Annotated in this window: 8 protein-coding genes; 7 read left to right on the top strand and 1 reads right to left on the bottom strand. The window is 42.2% G+C overall.

Annotated elements, in window-relative coordinates:
* Positions 1-6: 6 nt before the first annotated feature.
* The 5 genes from QRD39_RS03870 to addA all read left to right on the top strand — a co-directional run bounded on the left by QRD39_RS03870 (position 7) and on the right by addA (position 12,210).
* Positions 7-1,764: a DUF6287 domain-containing protein gene (locus tag QRD39_RS03870; RefSeq protein ID WP_285955736.1), complete on the top strand. Its 1,758-nt coding sequence runs from the start codon at positions 7-9 to the stop codon at positions 1,762-1,764.
* 513 nt (positions 1,765-2,277) lie between these two features.
* On the top strand, positions 2,278-3,588 hold the full coding sequence (locus QRD39_RS03865) for an ATP-binding protein (protein WP_285955735.1): 1,311 nt from the start codon (positions 2,278-2,280) through the stop codon (positions 3,586-3,588).
* 35 nt (positions 3,589-3,623) lie between these two features.
* Entirely contained in the window at positions 3,624-4,997 is a 1,374-nt protein-coding gene (locus QRD39_RS03860) for a GHKL domain-containing protein (protein WP_285955734.1), read from the top strand.
* 249 nt (positions 4,998-5,246) lie between these two features.
* Positions 5,247-8,567, top strand: coding sequence for an ATP-dependent nuclease subunit B (gene rexB / locus QRD39_RS03855; RefSeq protein WP_285955733.1), 3,321 nt, complete (start codon positions 5,247-5,249; stop codon positions 8,565-8,567).
* Positions 8,557-12,210, top strand: a complete 3,654-nt coding sequence (gene addA / locus QRD39_RS03850) for a helicase-exonuclease AddAB subunit AddA (protein WP_285955732.1) — start codon at positions 8,557-8,559, stop codon at positions 12,208-12,210. Before rexB ends, addA begins: the two co-directional genes overlap by 11 nt.
* Positions 12,211-12,557: 347 nt before the next feature.
* On the opposite strand, the gene QRD39_RS03845 is transcribed toward addA, so the two are convergent.
* The gene (locus QRD39_RS03845) at positions 12,558-13,289 is read right to left on the bottom strand and encodes a DUF554 domain-containing protein (protein ID WP_285955731.1); all 732 of its coding nucleotides are present in this window, start codon (positions 13,287-13,289) and stop codon (positions 12,558-12,560) included.
* Positions 13,290-13,565: 276 nt separating this feature from the next.
* On the opposite strand from QRD39_RS03845, the gene QRD39_RS03840 reads away from it, so the two are divergent.
* Both QRD39_RS03840 and QRD39_RS03835 read left to right on the top strand, forming a co-directional pair.
* A complete protein-coding gene (locus QRD39_RS03840) occupies positions 13,566-14,297 on the top strand; it encodes an ABC transporter ATP-binding protein (RefSeq protein WP_285955730.1) in 732 nt (243 codons plus the stop codon).
* A gap of 2 nt (positions 14,298-14,299) precedes the next feature.
* The gene (locus QRD39_RS03835; protein ID WP_285955729.1) at positions 14,300-15,889 is read left to right on the top strand and encodes an ABC transporter permease; all 1,590 of its coding nucleotides are present in this window, start codon (positions 14,300-14,302) and stop codon (positions 15,887-15,889) included.
* Positions 15,890-15,985 lie beyond the last annotated feature (96 nt).

Genomic DNA, 15,985 nt, shown 5'->3' with positions numbered 1-15,985 from the left:
GACCTCATGAAACAATTTAAACATAAAAAGTTTATCGGTTTGGCCTTACTTGTCTTTTTGGTCTTCATGGTACTTGGAAAATACACCCAGAGTACGGCTTTTACGTCTTCTTCTAGGGTTTATGCCACAACCGTGGTTGACAAGAAGACAGGAAATAAGGTCCGTTTTGAAGTTCGCAAGGTCAAGGGTGACAAATACGAAGTCAAAAATACGGAGACTGGGGATACCTACCAGGCTAATGCCCAAGCTGGCGAAGACCGTTCTTTGAGCTTTAAGTTGGCCGGAAATGACGGAAACTCAGACGGCACTATCCGTATTACACCAAGTATGGTGCCTGGGGGTGATGCCAAGGTTGAAATGACCGATTCAGATACCTATACTCAGGTTGAAGGAGGCTCTGAAGTTATTCAGTCTAGCGAGGCTTCATCAACTTCTTCAAGTAGTGAGGTTAAGAGTATCATTAAGGATATTTTGGAATCAAGCAGTTCCTCTTCAGGTAGTGATGCCAGCTCAAGTACGTCTTCAAACGATGCCAACAAGCCAGATGCAGATATCAAGACCAAAACTGATGTCAATGGTGATAAGGAAACCACTTATGTTGCGGACTATTCGACTGAGGATATTAAGTCCATCACGGAAGCTTTTGGGAAATGGCTTTATCAGTCTGACTATGCTAAAGATGCCGTCTTGGTTCAAAGCAGTTTTGATAGCATCACCAAGGTCAACGATGGTAGCCCGACCTTCCTTTCGTTTAAGGCACCTAAGGAAGAAGGCAGTAGCCAAAACATCACTATTTTAGCCAACCTTATCAATGCGGATGGTTATGAAAATATCTCAGGTGTTCCTAGTGGTATCGTCAATGGTAAAGAAGCTTCAAACTATGATTTCAAGGACTATAAAAATAGGGTTGATTCCTTTGCCCTTGGAATTAATGAAAATAGTGGTAAGACTGCAGACTATAGCCCAACGTCATCCTTCCGTCTCTATACCTTGAAGGATAAAAAACATGCCATGTATGAGGACAATGATGCGGAACAAAAAGCCCTCTTCAAGGACTTTTCAGCTGATGACAAGACGGGTGGCAATTATAACGGCTACAACAAGCTCTATAAGGATTTGGTTGATCAAGACAAGGACTCTTACCAAATTGTTCTAGGTTCTAATGGTACCGTTTATTATGTGACTAATTACTGGATTGGCAATTACGATAAGAAGGCTGTTCAGACTTATAAGGTAGCTCCAGATGATATGCAAGAAGCCTACCAAGAGTTGCTCAAGCATTATTCTAGTGCTGGAAAGTCTGAAAGCTCAGAGTCATCAAGTTCTTCACAAAGTTCAACAACATCATCAACATCAACTTCGTCAAGCTCCTCAGAAGCTAAGACAGAATCAAAAACAGACGCTAAGACTGAGCAAACTGGCATGGATGTTACTGCTATTAAGGACAATAACTTCCAAAGCCTTGAGGGTACTTGGAAGAATGGGAATGGTAACACCTTGACGTTTTCGAAGAATCAAGTAACGTCACCAACAGATTATGAAGTTCAAAATGCTAATTCTAGTCTTGAAAATGGGTACCTGAGAGCGAGTCTAAGAACAGGAATGTATGGTGCAATCATCTTTTTCATCCCGAAAGGTACGACCTTGCCGAATGTATCAGGAAATTACCCTGATGCTTCAGATAATACTAAAGATCGTATCCTAGTGACTCAATCAGGAGGTACACAATCAGATGCCAAACAATTTTACTATAAGGCTGACTAGGCCTATTAAAGCTACAAGCTTGAGATAAGATTGAAAACGTAGACTGACTGTCTATTAATTACAATTGGCGATGGCACATGATTAAAAAACGTCAATTATCATGGCTTATGCCAGCAAAGCAAGCATTTTAAGAAACTTTCTGCTGTGAGTAAAGTGGCTGAAATTAGATTTTTTCAGCCACTCGGAATTTTTGAGACCTTAGGCTCAAAAATTAGTCTTGGAACTTCTAAGAAGGTCGCAGACGTCCGTACTCACTTAGAAAAGTTTCTAAAGGAATATGTCAGGGATTAACAGGTTGAGATAAAATTATCTCAACCTTTTATGTTACATTTGTAACTTTAATTTAATAAGACAGCTCTTCTTACATGAATAAGTGGATTATTAGACGTTTAATAGACTTTCTTTAAAAATTAATTATTGTGAAAACTTCTAAAAAGCTATATAATGAGTAGTGTTGTATTGATGCTTTCTAAGAAAGCTTCTTAATTCATGTTAAGGGAGGGGGGAAAAAGAATGACTTCTATTGTCGAATGGCTGCTTGCTGTCTTAAAAGACTTTCATTGGTTGACATTTATTGATACACTCTTGGTTTTCTTGGTGAATTACCTGATGTTCAATGCGGCCGGTCGAGTTAAGGTTTCTTGGCGGCTACTTTTGGTGGGTGGCCTTATTTCAGTTGTTCTGACACCGATTCTTCCTATAGGATTCAAATTTTTGCTTAATCCTCTCATTTTGTTTTGTTTTAGTTATTACAAACGTCCAGATTTGCCGTGGATTGAGCCAGTATTTAACAGTTTCTATGCTTGGGGAACGACTAACATCATCATGCGAGGACTCTCGTTTTTTATCCTCCCTCTGCTTTTAGGGGATGATTTGGTCAGTCACATTCCAGAGCCTCTAACGACTTTCATGTGTGTGGTAGCTACCTACCCACTTTATCTTTTGATTCACCGTTTTATTGGTTATGACTATTTGCAAGTTGAAGACAAGGAACGCTTACGTTTGCACTTTACTCCGATTGTTATCGGGGTTAGCTTTGCTTTTCTGTCATATGGCCTTTTAAATGATTTTTTGCCTTATTTCGCTACTATCTGGCCTGTGGAAGTGGTTAACAATTATGCTAAGCTGGTTGTTTTATTAGCTACAGGGGCCTTCTTCCTAGTCGTGTCTTATGCTAACCAATGGGTTAAGGATGAACTTTTTCTAGAGTTGAAGGAAGAACAGGAACGTCATTTCCAAAGTTTGCAGGAGTCTAGTAGGCATATCCTTCACCTTTATCAGGAACTTTACCGTGATGGTGTTCCAAAGGTAGCTGTGCCTAAAAAGGTTAAGACTGTTCTGGCAACTAGTCAAGAAGGGGATTCTCAGAGTCTATCTGAGGAGGAAGTTCCTTTCAAAAAAGTTATACCAGATATTTCCAATATCCATTCTCAACTGCTACGGTCTGTGATTGAGAGTAAGTATATGGAGTTTCACGCTGTGGGACTTGAGTTTATCCTAGAAATTCCGGATCCTATCTCACCAGTTCATATTGATGTGGTGGATTTATCGGGGGTTTTGTCAACTTTCTTGGACAATGCCTTGCTAAAAGCGCATGGTCAAGAAGAGTGCTTAGTTCGCCTGTCGTATTTTCAAAGAGGTGAGGAGCAGGTTCTCTCTGTAGAGGTGACTCTTGTTCAAGGTGAAGCAAGGGGAGCATATAAGGAAGGTGAAGAAGGCTTGTCAATGAATGAACAGCTTGAGGATATTATGGAACGTTATCCTCAGTCTAAGTTTAGTTTTAAGGATGACAAGTTGATTTATAGACAGCAATTTGAATACTAAACGAGTCATTGGAAATTTTTTGGGGAAGAGATTAAATGTTTGAATCGTTTTTAGGAATTAATTTTTTAAATCTTTATGATACAGATGCCTTTTTGGCTGTCCAGATTATTCTGACGCTGACAATTAACTGTATCATTTTCAGGCGGATGACGGATATTCGTATCTCCTGGACGGTATTTTTGACTTTGGCCCTGCTTGATGTGGCTATTCAATACAATATTACGAATCTGACGACTGTTGTGGATGTCTTTCTTCTGATGATTTTGGCAGTTCTTGCCAAGGGGAAGACCTGGTCGTTAACGCAGTATGCCTTTCATACCTTGTTTCCGGTGGTGACATCGGATTTACTCTTTCGTTTATTGGGACTTTTCTTTTTCCCGCTTCTCTTGAATATTCCTGTAGCTGAGGTGGGGAGTAATGCTCTCTTTTATCTCTTGACCTATAGTATGATTCTGCCACTCTATTTCATTTTTAACCGTTTTTTGGGCTTGGATTTGAAACGTTGGAAGGTCTATAGCGATGATTCTCTCCACAATATTCAGATTTCTCGACGTGTTGCCTTGGCAATGGCGATTTATTTGTTGGGCATCTATCTTTGCATGAATTTGGATGTTTGGTTTCCGTTCTATTCTCCAGAGTTGGAATTGCGGCTGCGTATGTTCTGGGTTCTCTTGTCAGCAATAGCCTTTATTTTTCTTATTGCCCACCTCAATCAATTGTCTAGGCAATATCTGGAAGAGAGCTTGGCTATGGAGGAAAAAAGGCATTTGAATAGTTTGACCAAGGCTAATCAGAAAATCGATGTTCTCTATAATGAGTTGTTACAATACAGGCAGTCTTATCAGACGGTTGTGGAACAATTTTCGGAAGAAGTACGTGACCAGGAAGAGGCTCTTGCTGAACAGGTTTATCAAAATGTTTTAAGAGAGAGTGCCAAGGAGTTTGAACGTTTCCGTGTCGTTGAGAATCCTAAGCTGGAAAATATCCATTCTCTACCTCTGCGTAGCCTTCTTTCGGCTCGTATGATGGAGGCTAAACGTAATAATATTCCAGTGACCTGTGACATTCCTGAGGAAATCAAGGGATTTGCTATGAATGTGGTTGATTTAACCTTGCTAGTGTCTATTTTCTTTAGTAATGCGATTGACGAGAGCAAGCAAGTACCAACCGCTCAAATCAGTTTTAGTTTTCACCAACACGATAAGGATGGAAGCTACCACTTCGTCATGGAAAATCGAACGCAGGAAGAAAGAGTTGACCTTGACGCTATTATGCAGGAGGAAAATCAGAAGAAGACCTCTGGACTTAACCTTCACTCGGCCAAGGATATTCTTAAGAAATATGGGGATGCCAACTTGGTAACAAGTAGTGGTGATTACCTCTTTAAACAGGAATTGATTTTTAAATAAAGATTTCGAGTCAAATCAAAGGATTTGGCTCTTTTTGGGCTATAGGACCATAAAGGAGGGCTCTTTGCTGTCGTGCTTGTGCTTATGTCTGAAGCTTAGGACATTGGAGGAGAAAGGTGACAAGGGAGGGTTCTGATTGTTGCTTGATTCTGTGTTATAATAGCAAGGATTAATGGTTGTTAGTGCTAAGTAAATGATAATTTTTGCTTAGCCCCAACGACTGGCAGATAGATAAGAAAGGGACGTCTTATGAAATTACTTTATACGGATATGTCTCAGGATTTAACAGAAATTCTGACGGAGCAGGCGACCAGCCATGCTCAAAAGGGAAAGAGAGTCTTTTATATTGCTCCTAATGCCCTGTCATTTGAGAAGGAGCGTAAGGTCTTGGAGTACCTGCCTCAATCAGCATCCTTTGAGATTACGGTGACTCGTTTTACTCAGATGGCTAGGTATTTTATTCTCAATACGAGTAATCCTAAAACCCAGTTGGATGATACCGGTCTGGCCATGATTTTTTATAAGGTGCTGTCGCACATGGGTGATGATGAGCTCAAGGTTTATGGTCGTTTGCGTAAGGATAGTAATTTTATTAACCAATTGGTGGATCTTTACAAAGAGTTGCAACAGGCCAATGTGACGATTCTGGATTTGCAGTATTTGGACCAAGCAGAGAAGCAGGAGGATTTGGTAAAGATTTTCAGTACGGCTCAAGACCTTTTGTTGGCAGGAGATTTTGACAATCAATCCAAGCTCAGCGCCTTCTTTGAGGAAATTAACTCGGGACATTTAGATAAGGCATTGAGTAACACGGTTTTGGTCATTGATGGCTTTACCCGTTTTTCAGCTGAGGAGGAAGCTCTGATTGCCCTCTTGAATGAGAAGTGCCACCAGATTGTAGTGGGAACCTATGCCAGTCAAAAAGCCTATAAGGCTAACTTTGTCTATGGCAATGTTTATCAGGCCTCAGTTGATTTTTTGAGGATTTTAGCTCAGACCTATAAGGTGACACCAGATTATGTAACGACGGACAAGGAGGGCAATCCTTCTTTTGCACATATCAGTCGCCTTTTGGAGAGTCGTCATGATTTTAGTACCATAGATGAACAGCTGACTGATCAGGACAAAGAAGCTCTGCAAGTTTGGGAAGTGGTCAATCAAAGGGAAGAAGTGGCTCAGGTTGCCAAGAGTATTCGTCAGTTACTAGCGGATGGCAAACGTTACAAGGATATTTTAGTCTTGCTTGGTGATGAGGAGAGTTACAAGCTTCAAGTGGGTCAGATTTTCCGAAAATTTGACATTCCCTATTATTTTGGTAAGGAAGAAACCATGTCCAGCCATCCTTTGGTGCAGTTTGTGGATTCGCTAGAGCGTATCAAGCGCTATAATTATCGTGCTGAGGATTTGCTTAACCTTGTAAAATCTGGTCTTTATGGTGGATTTGCTCAGGAGGACTTGGACATTTTTGAATATTATGTCAATTTTGCAGATATCAAGGGGCGTCACAAGTTCTTGTCTGATTTTACGGCCAATAGTCGTGATAAGTATGATTTGGATCGTATCAATGCCTTGAGGTCACAACTGGTAGAGCCCTTGGACAAGTTGCTTAATAGTCGCAAACAAAAGGGTTCTAGTTTGCTTAAGAAACTTGTGGCCTTTTTAGAGACTGTGCAAGTGCCAAGTCAGATGGCTGCTTTGACCGCCAAGGCCAGTGAGGCTGAAAAAGAACAGAATGAACAGGTCTGGAAGGCTTTCACCCAACTCTTAGAGCAGGTTGAGACTATTTTTGGAGACGAATCGCTGTCAGTGGACGACTTTTTGTCTATTTTGCGTTCAGGGATGTTAGCCTGTGATTACCGTACAGTCCCAGCCACAGTCGATGTCGTCAATGTGAAGAAATACGATTTGATCCAGCCACATTCAGCTCCCTATGTCTTCGCCTTGGGCATGACTCAGTCACATTTTCCTAAGGTCGGGCAAAATAAGAGTCTCCTGTCTGATGAGGAACGCAGTCGTATCAATGAGGCGACGGATGAGCACAGGAGTTTGGATATTGTCACGCAGAGTAACAATCAGCGAGGGCATTTCGTGGCCATGTCGCTTTTCAATGCCGCTAGTGAACAATTGGTGCTCAGTCAGCCACAAATTCTTAATGAGACGCTGGATGACATGTCGGTTTATTTGAAGGAACTTCTTGAGCTTGGTCTTCCTTTGGTTGAAAAGGGACGTAATCGTTTCGAGGCTAAGGGTGACCAGATTGGGAACTATAAGGACCTCCTATCGACTGTTATTGCCCTTAACAGTAGTCATTTAGATACTGATTTGGACAAGGAAACCCAGACTTTCTGGTCAGTTGCCGTGCGTTATCTCCGTAAGCGACTTGATAAGGAACAGGTTTTGATTCCAAAGGTAATTGACGATGTGACGACAACCAAGGTCGATGATCAGGTCATGCAGCTGGTCTTTCCGGGAGAAGAACCACTGAAATTGTCAGCTTCGGCTCTGACGACCTTCTATAACAACCAGTATCTTTATTTCTTGCGCTATGTTTTGGAACTTGAAGAGTTGGAATCTATCCATCCGGACGCTCGACACCACGGGACTTACTTACACCGTGTCTTTGAGCGTGTGATGGGTGATTCTTCGTCAGAAAACTTCGATGATAAATTGGAAAAGGCTATTGCTCAGACCAATCAGGAACAACCCTTTGAAATTCTCTATACAGAGGACCAAGAGAGTCGCTTGTCTCGTCAAATCTTGGAAGATATCGCCCGTTCAACTGCCAGTGTTTTGCGTGACAATGCAGCTGTTAAAGTTGAGCGTGAAGAAGCCAAGTTTGACTTGCTTTTAGCAAATAGCATCAAGATTACAGGGATTATTGACCGTGTGGACCGTTTAACGGATGGGGCTCTGGGTGTCGTTGACTACAAATCAGGTAAAAATGTCTTTGACATTCAGAAATTCTACAATGGCCTTAGTCCGCAATTGGTGACCTATCTGGAGGCCCTCCGCCAAACCTATAAGGTCGATGCTGACCAGCTTTTTGGGGCCATGTATCTTCACATGCAGGACCCACAACTTAACCTAGTCCAGTTTGGTCTGGATAAGCTAGCAGCTCAGGCTAATAAGGAATTGACCTATAAGGGGCTCTTTGTAGCTTCAGAAACAGAGCATCTGGCTGGTGGAAACTATGATTTACAAAAGACTGTCACCTATGACAAGGAGGACTTAGAGACCTTGTTGGATTATAATCTTAAACTCTTTACAGGTGCGGCGAAGATTATCCGAAGTGGGAATTTTGCAGTTAATCCTTATACCGAGGATGGCAAGTCTGTTCAAGGGGATCAAATCAAGGCTATTACTCATTTCGAGGCTGACCGTCACATGGGACAGGCTAGGAAGCTCTTACGTTTACCAAAAAAGGGTAAGAAGGAAGCCTATTTGGAGTTGATGGCAAAAGCTGAGGATAAGAATCAGATGCAAGTTGCTGAAAATACCATCCTCTTTTCAGCCGCTGATAAAGCTGTAGAAGCAGACAAAAAAGACCAGGAGGACAACCATGTTGACTAAAGATTTTTTAAGTCCAGCAGAGATTAAGGAGCGTATTGCTCAAGAAGTCGCTTCTGACAAGGAACGTAAGTTAACACCTGAGCAGATTGAGGCTATTTACAGTAATGGTACTAATATTTTGGTATCAGCTTCGGCCGGATCAGGGAAAACCTTTGTCATGGTTGAACGTATCCTTGATATGATTGGACGTGGTGTTGGTATTGATCAGCTCTTTATTTCAACCTTTACGGTAAAGGCTGCAGGTGAGTTGAAAGAGCGTCTGGAAAAGCGTTTGACAGAGCAGCTTGGACAAGTTGAGACGGATGAAGAGCGTGCCTTTCTTTCAGACCAGATTGCCAAGATTGGGACGGCTGATATTGGAACCATGGATGCCTTCACGCAGAAATTGGTCAATCAGTTTGGCTATCTCCTGGGTGTGTCACCTATTTTCCGCATCATGACGGACCCTGCCGAGCAGACACTGATGAAAAATGAAGTTTATGCCGATCTCTTCAACGATTACATGCAGGGAAAGGATGCCCAGCTTTTCCAAAAATTAGTCCGTAACTTTGCTGGAAGTGGCAAGACCAGTAAGGCCTTTCGTGAGCTAGTTTACGATGTCTATAGCTTTTCTCAGGCCACTGCAAGTCCTGAAAAATGGTTGCGTCAAAATCTCTTGAAAGGGCAGGCAGAGGCCAATCCAACCAAGGCTAAAGCTGAGCTTTTAGAGGGTCTCAAAGATGGCTTGATTGCTGATTTTCTAGCCTTCTTAAGAGACCATCTAGGCCTAGCTCAGCGTGAATTTGCCAAGGCCAAGTATCTGAATAATGTGTCAGATGCCATTAGCCTTCTTGAAGGAGCCTTGGCCAATGACCAAACCGATATGGAGGACTTGCTCAAACAACTCTTGACTCTGTCAGGAGGGACTGGCTTGACAAATATGACCCGTCCTAAAGACGAGGAACTCAAGGCCTACAAGGAGGCTTACAACAAGACCAAAAATGAGTTTGTGGCCCAATTACGAGAGGTTGATAGCCAGCTCACCGTTCTCGAGGTTTTGACCAAGCATAATGATGACATCCTACCTCTGTTAGAGCTGCTTCAGGCCTTTGTACTTGATTTTTCGGACCAGTATTTACAGGCAAAGATTCAGGAAAATGCCTTTGAATTCTCGGATATTGCCCACTTCGCCATCCGTATTTTGGAGGAAAATCCTGAGGTGGCAGCCAGCTACCGTGACCGTTACCATGAAGTGATGGTGGATGAGTATCAGGATAATAGCCATACCCAAGAGCGCATGTTGGAGCTCCTCTCTAACGGTCACAACCGATTCATGGTGGGAGATATCAAGCAATCCATCTATCGTTTCCGTCAGGCAGCCCCTCAGATTTTTAATGGCAAGTTTCAGCTCTTCCTTGACAATCCAGATGCTGGTAAGCTGATTCTCCTTAAAGAGAACTTCCGTAGCCAATCTGAAGTTCTTGATGCGACCAATGGTGTTTTCAGCCACCTCATGGACCAGGAAATCGGGGATATCCTTTATGACAAGACTCATATGTTGGTAGCGGGTAGCGAGAAGCAAAAAGAGCCCCATCCTGAAAATGAGACTGAGGTTCTGATTTACAATAGTGATGAAACCGGTGCAAATCCTGACGAGGAAGGTCCTGATCAACCTATCAGCAGTGGTGAGATTTCTTTGGTTATCAAAGAAATCATTAAACTTCACGAGCAGGGAGTCCGTTTTGAGGACATTACCCTCCTAGCACCAACCCGTAACACCTATCTGGACTTGATGGCGAGCTTTGAGGAGCACGGAATTCCCTTGGTTCCTGACGAGTACAAGTCAAGTTATCTTGAGTCACTAGAAGTCATGATTATGTTGGACACCCTTCGTGCCATCAATAATCCTCTTAACGACTATGCCTTGGTTGCCCTCCTTCGTTCACCGATGTTTCATTTCAACGAGGATGACCTGGCTCGTATCGCTGTCCAGGCTGATGAGGGGCAATTCTATGACAAGCTTCTTGCATCCCATACGAAATCAGGTCTTCATCCGGAAGTCGTGACGAAAGGACTTGATGCCAAGTTGACTCTTTTCACAGAGACATTGGCAGATTGGCGTGACTATAGTAAATGGCATTCGCTCTATGACCTCATTTGGAAGATTTACAACGACCGTTTCTATTACGACTATGTTGGTAGCCTTCCACGAGCCGAGCAACGTCAGGCTAATCTCTACGCCCTTGCCTTGCGTGCTAATGCCTATGAAACGACCGGCTTTAAGGGACTTTCTCGTTTTATCGGTATGATTGACAAGATCATTTCTAGCGGTAACGATCTAGAAGAAGTGACAGACTTGGTTCCTAAAAATGCCGTTAGCCTCATGACGATTCACAAGGCTAAGGGACTGGAGTTTAAGTATGTTTTTGTCTTGCAGATGAATCGCAAGTTCATCGGTCACAGCAAGGATGGATTGAGTGGTAAGTACATTATCAACCGTGAAAATGGGATTGGCATTAAGTATCTAGCTGACCTTAAAGACCAGATAAACACTAATTTGCCCAAGTTGAATGTTGTTCTGGAGACCCTAACCTTTCAGGAAAATCGTAAGGAAGAGCGTCGAGCAAGTATCTCTGAAGAGATGCGTCTGCTTTATGTTGCAATGACTCGTGCAGAGCAAAAGCTCTACCTTGTTGGGAAGGGCAGTAAGGAAAAATTAACCCAGCAATATGGCACTGATGTTGAAAATAATCGTCTACCAGTAGTTCTGAGGGACCAACTATCTACTTATCAGGACTGGATTATGGCCCTGGACACTGCTTTTATGAGAAAGGACCTCAAGTTTGCTGTTAGTTTTGTTGAGGCTGAGGAGTTGATCCCAGAAGCTATTGGACAGGTTGAAGTTCAAGCAGCAGTAAATGCTGATGATTTATCTAACAATCGCCAGACGGAAGACATTAAGCGTGCCCTAACGGTCTTAGAAAGCGTTGAAAAACTCAACCAACTCTATGCACCAGCAATTGACCTACCATCGGTGCGTACTCCAAGTCAGCTGAAGACTTTCTACGAACCAGTTATGGATACAGAAGGTGTAGATATCATGGACAAGAAAGAGGAAGTCCAACCTCTTGAAACATCCACTACTTTTGAGCTACCAGACTTTGGCCAAAAAACGAAAGTTACAGGAGCTGCGGTTGGTTCTGCTACCCATGAACTCATGCAACGCTTGATTCTTTCTGATACTGTGACCCTCCAAGATTTGACTCAAGCTCTTGGGCGAGTATCTGCTGATGACCAAGTCAAGGCGCGTGTGCAGTTAGAAAAGCTTTTAGGCTTCTTTGACACCGAACTTGGAAAGCTCATTCTAGCTAATAGAGATAAACTACGCCGTGAAGCACCGTTTGCCATGTTGGCAGAAGACCCAGCTAGTAAAGAAAACTTTGTCATCCGTGGTATCATCGATGGCTACCTCCTTCTTGAAAATCGAATTGTCCTCTTTGATTACAAGACGGACCGCTTTACTCACCCAAGTGAGATTAAAGAGCGCTACACAGGCCAAATGAGCCTCTATGCCCAGGCTCTCAGTCAAGCCTATCAGGTGGACAAGGTCGACAAGTACCTCATTCTCCTAGGTGGAAAAGACTTGGAAGTCGTAGAAGTATAAGTTATCGCATAACCATTCTTTCATAGTGAGAGAATGGTTTTTGTCTCCCAAACCAAGTAAAAAAGACCGGTGTCTCCACCAGTCTTCTCGATAAATTTCCATCAGTATTGTAAGTTCATTAAAATATTAGAAGATGGAAACGGTTATGAAAAAAGTATCTTGTAGGTCGCTTAGACCTACGAAGGTTATTATAACAAACTCATCTTAATCTAAACAAGGTTAGAAAAATTAGAAATAAACAGCATAAGTGTTACTAGTTTTTAATAGATGAACTCCATAACGACAGTAAATACAGACAAAAACCGCCGGCACTAGACTGACGGTATTTGTTCCTTTTAATCGTAATATCAACTAATCAAAGGCACTACCCAATTGACCCAGGCCCAGGAAATCGGCATGACCAGTATCATGGCTGGAATCATATCGGCGGTTGGAAATTGACGCAGTTTCATAATACGAAAACCAGTCGCAATCATAAGGAAGCCACCACAAGCTTTAAAATCTCCAATCATGGCCTTTGTCGTCAAAGGGAGAATGAAACCAGCACTCACAAAGAGGAGGAAAAAAATGATGAATTGTGGAATGGCAATCATGGAAACGATATAACCCAGACTACAAGAGAAAATCATAGCCGTGAAGAAATCTAGGATAGACTTGGAAATTAAGATAGAAGCATCGCCTGTCATCCCAGACTCAAGGCTCCCGTAAATCCCTGTCCCACTTGCACAAAAGAGGACGATTACTGTCAAGAGTTGCGAATAAAACTCATCGTGAGCCAGTCCGGTTTTCTTACTTGGCGTAATTTTGGACAAGCCTTTTTCCATAAGCCCAGCTCCCTTGTTGATGAGGTTTCCGAACTTTAGGGCCAGTCCATTAATAGTACCGATAACTACCGCAAAGATAACGGCAGGCATGTTAACCATATTCATAATAGCACTAATCCCCATAATCATTGAGGCTAGACCGAAGATGAGATTAAGGTTTTCCTTGAAGTCTTCTCTGAGATAGTCGCCGAAGAGCCCTCCAGCGATTCCTCCTAATATAATTGATAGCGAATTGATGATAATTCCAGTTGGCATTAGTGCTTTACCCCCTCTTGATACTAAATACCATAAGTCTATCCTTATCAAAGGATGAATGCAAAAACAGGAAGTAATATCAAAGACTTTCTTGAAATTGTACCTTTGAAATGATACAATAAATGAGAAATTAGTAGAAAACGCTATCCAATCTTTTATTTAGCGGTTTTTAAGTTATTATTTATGAAAAATAAGCTTATGAATCTAATTTTAACCCTAATAAAAAAACAACAAAATGGCATTATGATTAAATAAGTGCTCAAGGAAGGATAAAAAATGATTCGATTTGAACATGTGACTAAGCGTTATGAGGATAAGGATGCCCTCTCAGATCTTAATCTAGAGATTCGTGATGGGGAAATTTTTGGTCTGATTGGCCATAATGGTGCTGGTAAGACCACGACCATTTCTATTTTGACATCTATCATTGAGGCCAGCTACGGAGAGGTTTACGTCGATGATATGGCTCTTAGTCAGCACAGAGATGCTATTAAGAAAAAAATCGCTTATGTGCCAGATTCACCAGATTTATTTTTGAATTTGACTGCCAATGACTACTGGTATTTTTTGACACGTATCTATGATTTGGAAGCTAGTCAGGTTGAGGAACGTTTAACTGATCTTATGGCTACCTTTGATTTGACTGAAAATCGCTATAACCTCATTTCTTCCTTCTCACACGGTATGCGTCAGAAAGTTGTCGTTATCGGTGCTCTTTTGGTTAATCCACAGATTTGGGTTTTGGATGAGCCTCTGACAGGTTTGGACCCACAGGCATCCTATGATTTGAAAGAAGCCATGCGTCATCATGCCAAGGAGGGAAATAGCGTCCTTTTCTCAACCCACGTCCTGAGTGTAGCTGAGCAACTCTGTGAGCGCATTGGTATTTTGAAGAAAGGAAAACTCATCTTCCAAGGCTCCTTAGCTGAACTGAAAGCTCAGTACCCTGACAAGGATTTAGAATCCATCTATCTAGAAATGGTTGGACGCAAGGTCGAGGAGGTGTAGTCATGAACTGGAACCACGTTTGGGAGCTTTTCAAAATCAATCTCCTCTATGCGAATCCTCAAGCTGTCACTAGCCTTCAGAAACGTCAGGAGAAAAAGAAAAAAGCTAATTTCTCCATTGTAAATGCCATGCTCAGGCAGCAACTCTTGATTTTAATTCTTTTTACGGTGCTCTATAGCTACCTTTTTATCGGTGTTGATTACAAGGCCAACCCTGGTGTCTTAACCTTGTATCTTTTGACCTTTACGGTTATGGGGCTAGTTCAGACTTTCACAGCTCTCTACAGCACCTTTTATGACAGTAAGGATAGCAAGGTCTATTTGCCCTTACCTTTGAAACCGTCGGAAGTCTTTTTAGCTAAGACCTTATCAGGTTTTATGACTGGGATGACTTTTATGGTTCCTCTTCTTAGCCTGCTCCTCTTAGCTTACTGGCAATTTATTGGTCCACTGGGGATACTTGTAGGGCTAATTGCCTTTGTCCTTTGTCTTTTTGTCAATCTCGTTCTGTCAGTCCTTCTCGCCAACAGCATTGGGACTTTGATTGTTCGTAGCTCTCGTCAAAAGCTCTATTCGACTATCCTGATGACCCTATCAACCCTATTACTCATGCTGCCTATTATGTTGGTTAGTTTTATAAATGGTTATATTAAGGGTGCTGGACATGCCGATTTTCCTTTGTTCCCTTACTTGCGAGGTTACTATGATCTCGTAACTGCCCCGCTGTCTATGGAGGCCCTCCTAAATCTTTACCTTCCTCTTGCCTTGGTGCTCCTCTTAGCCTATTGGTTTTATAAGGTCAGAATGCCTCGCTATTTCCACGAGGCCCTCTATAGTCAAAAAGCTAGTAAGGTAAAGGCCAAGGCTGTGACTCGTAGCCAGCGACAGGTCCTGGTTCGTCACCATTTATCTACCTTGGGAAATCCCACCCTTATTATTAATACCTATATGGTGCCAATCTTATATATGGTTATGATGGGTGGTGGAGCAGTCTTTTTGAAAGATTTAGGACCGGATTATTTTGGACTCCTGCTTTTAATCGGGATGGCCTTTGGCTTTTTTTCAGCACAACCAACCAGTTTTCTAGGGGTGGCGACTTCCTTGGAGGGGACAAACTTTGATTTTATTCGTAGTTTGCCAATCAATACGGGTGCCTACCTTCGTCAGAAGTTTTGGCTATTTTATAGCTTGCAAGTTGGTATTTCCCTCTTGTTAGGAGGACTTGGCTTGCTTTTCCTTGCTCACCTTCATCCCGTTTTAGTCCTTAGTTTCATCCTTGGATTCCTTGTCTCAACCTATCTGCTAGGAGGCTATTTCTTCGAGAGGGACCTTAAACTGTTGGAATTGAATTGGCAGGAAGTCACCCAACTCTTTAATCGAGGTGGTGGACAGTGGCTTTTTGTGGGAATTTTCATTTTTACCCTCATCGTTGCTGCCTTGCTAGGAGGGATTGTCTTCTTTGTCAGCAAGGTTTGGATAGCCTTTGCCGTTAATGCGATAACAGCTGTGGTTCTAACCTTAGTTGCCCTAATGGTTTACCTTTTTGGAGATCGCAAGCGTTGGAAACGCATTAGAGCTATGTTTTTTGCTTAGACCAGATTGTTTAAAGAGTTTCTCCAAATAGGAGGGACTCTTTTTATGACAATTCCTTATATGCAAACTTATACATTAATATGTTAAAATGCCTGG

This window comes from Streptococcus raffinosi, assembly GCF_030284685.1.
Lineage (GTDB): Bacteria > Bacillota > Bacilli > Lactobacillales > Streptococcaceae > Streptococcus > Streptococcus raffinosi.
Note: the sequence above shows the minus strand (reverse complement) of the source record. Positions and strands in the feature narration are given on the sequence as shown.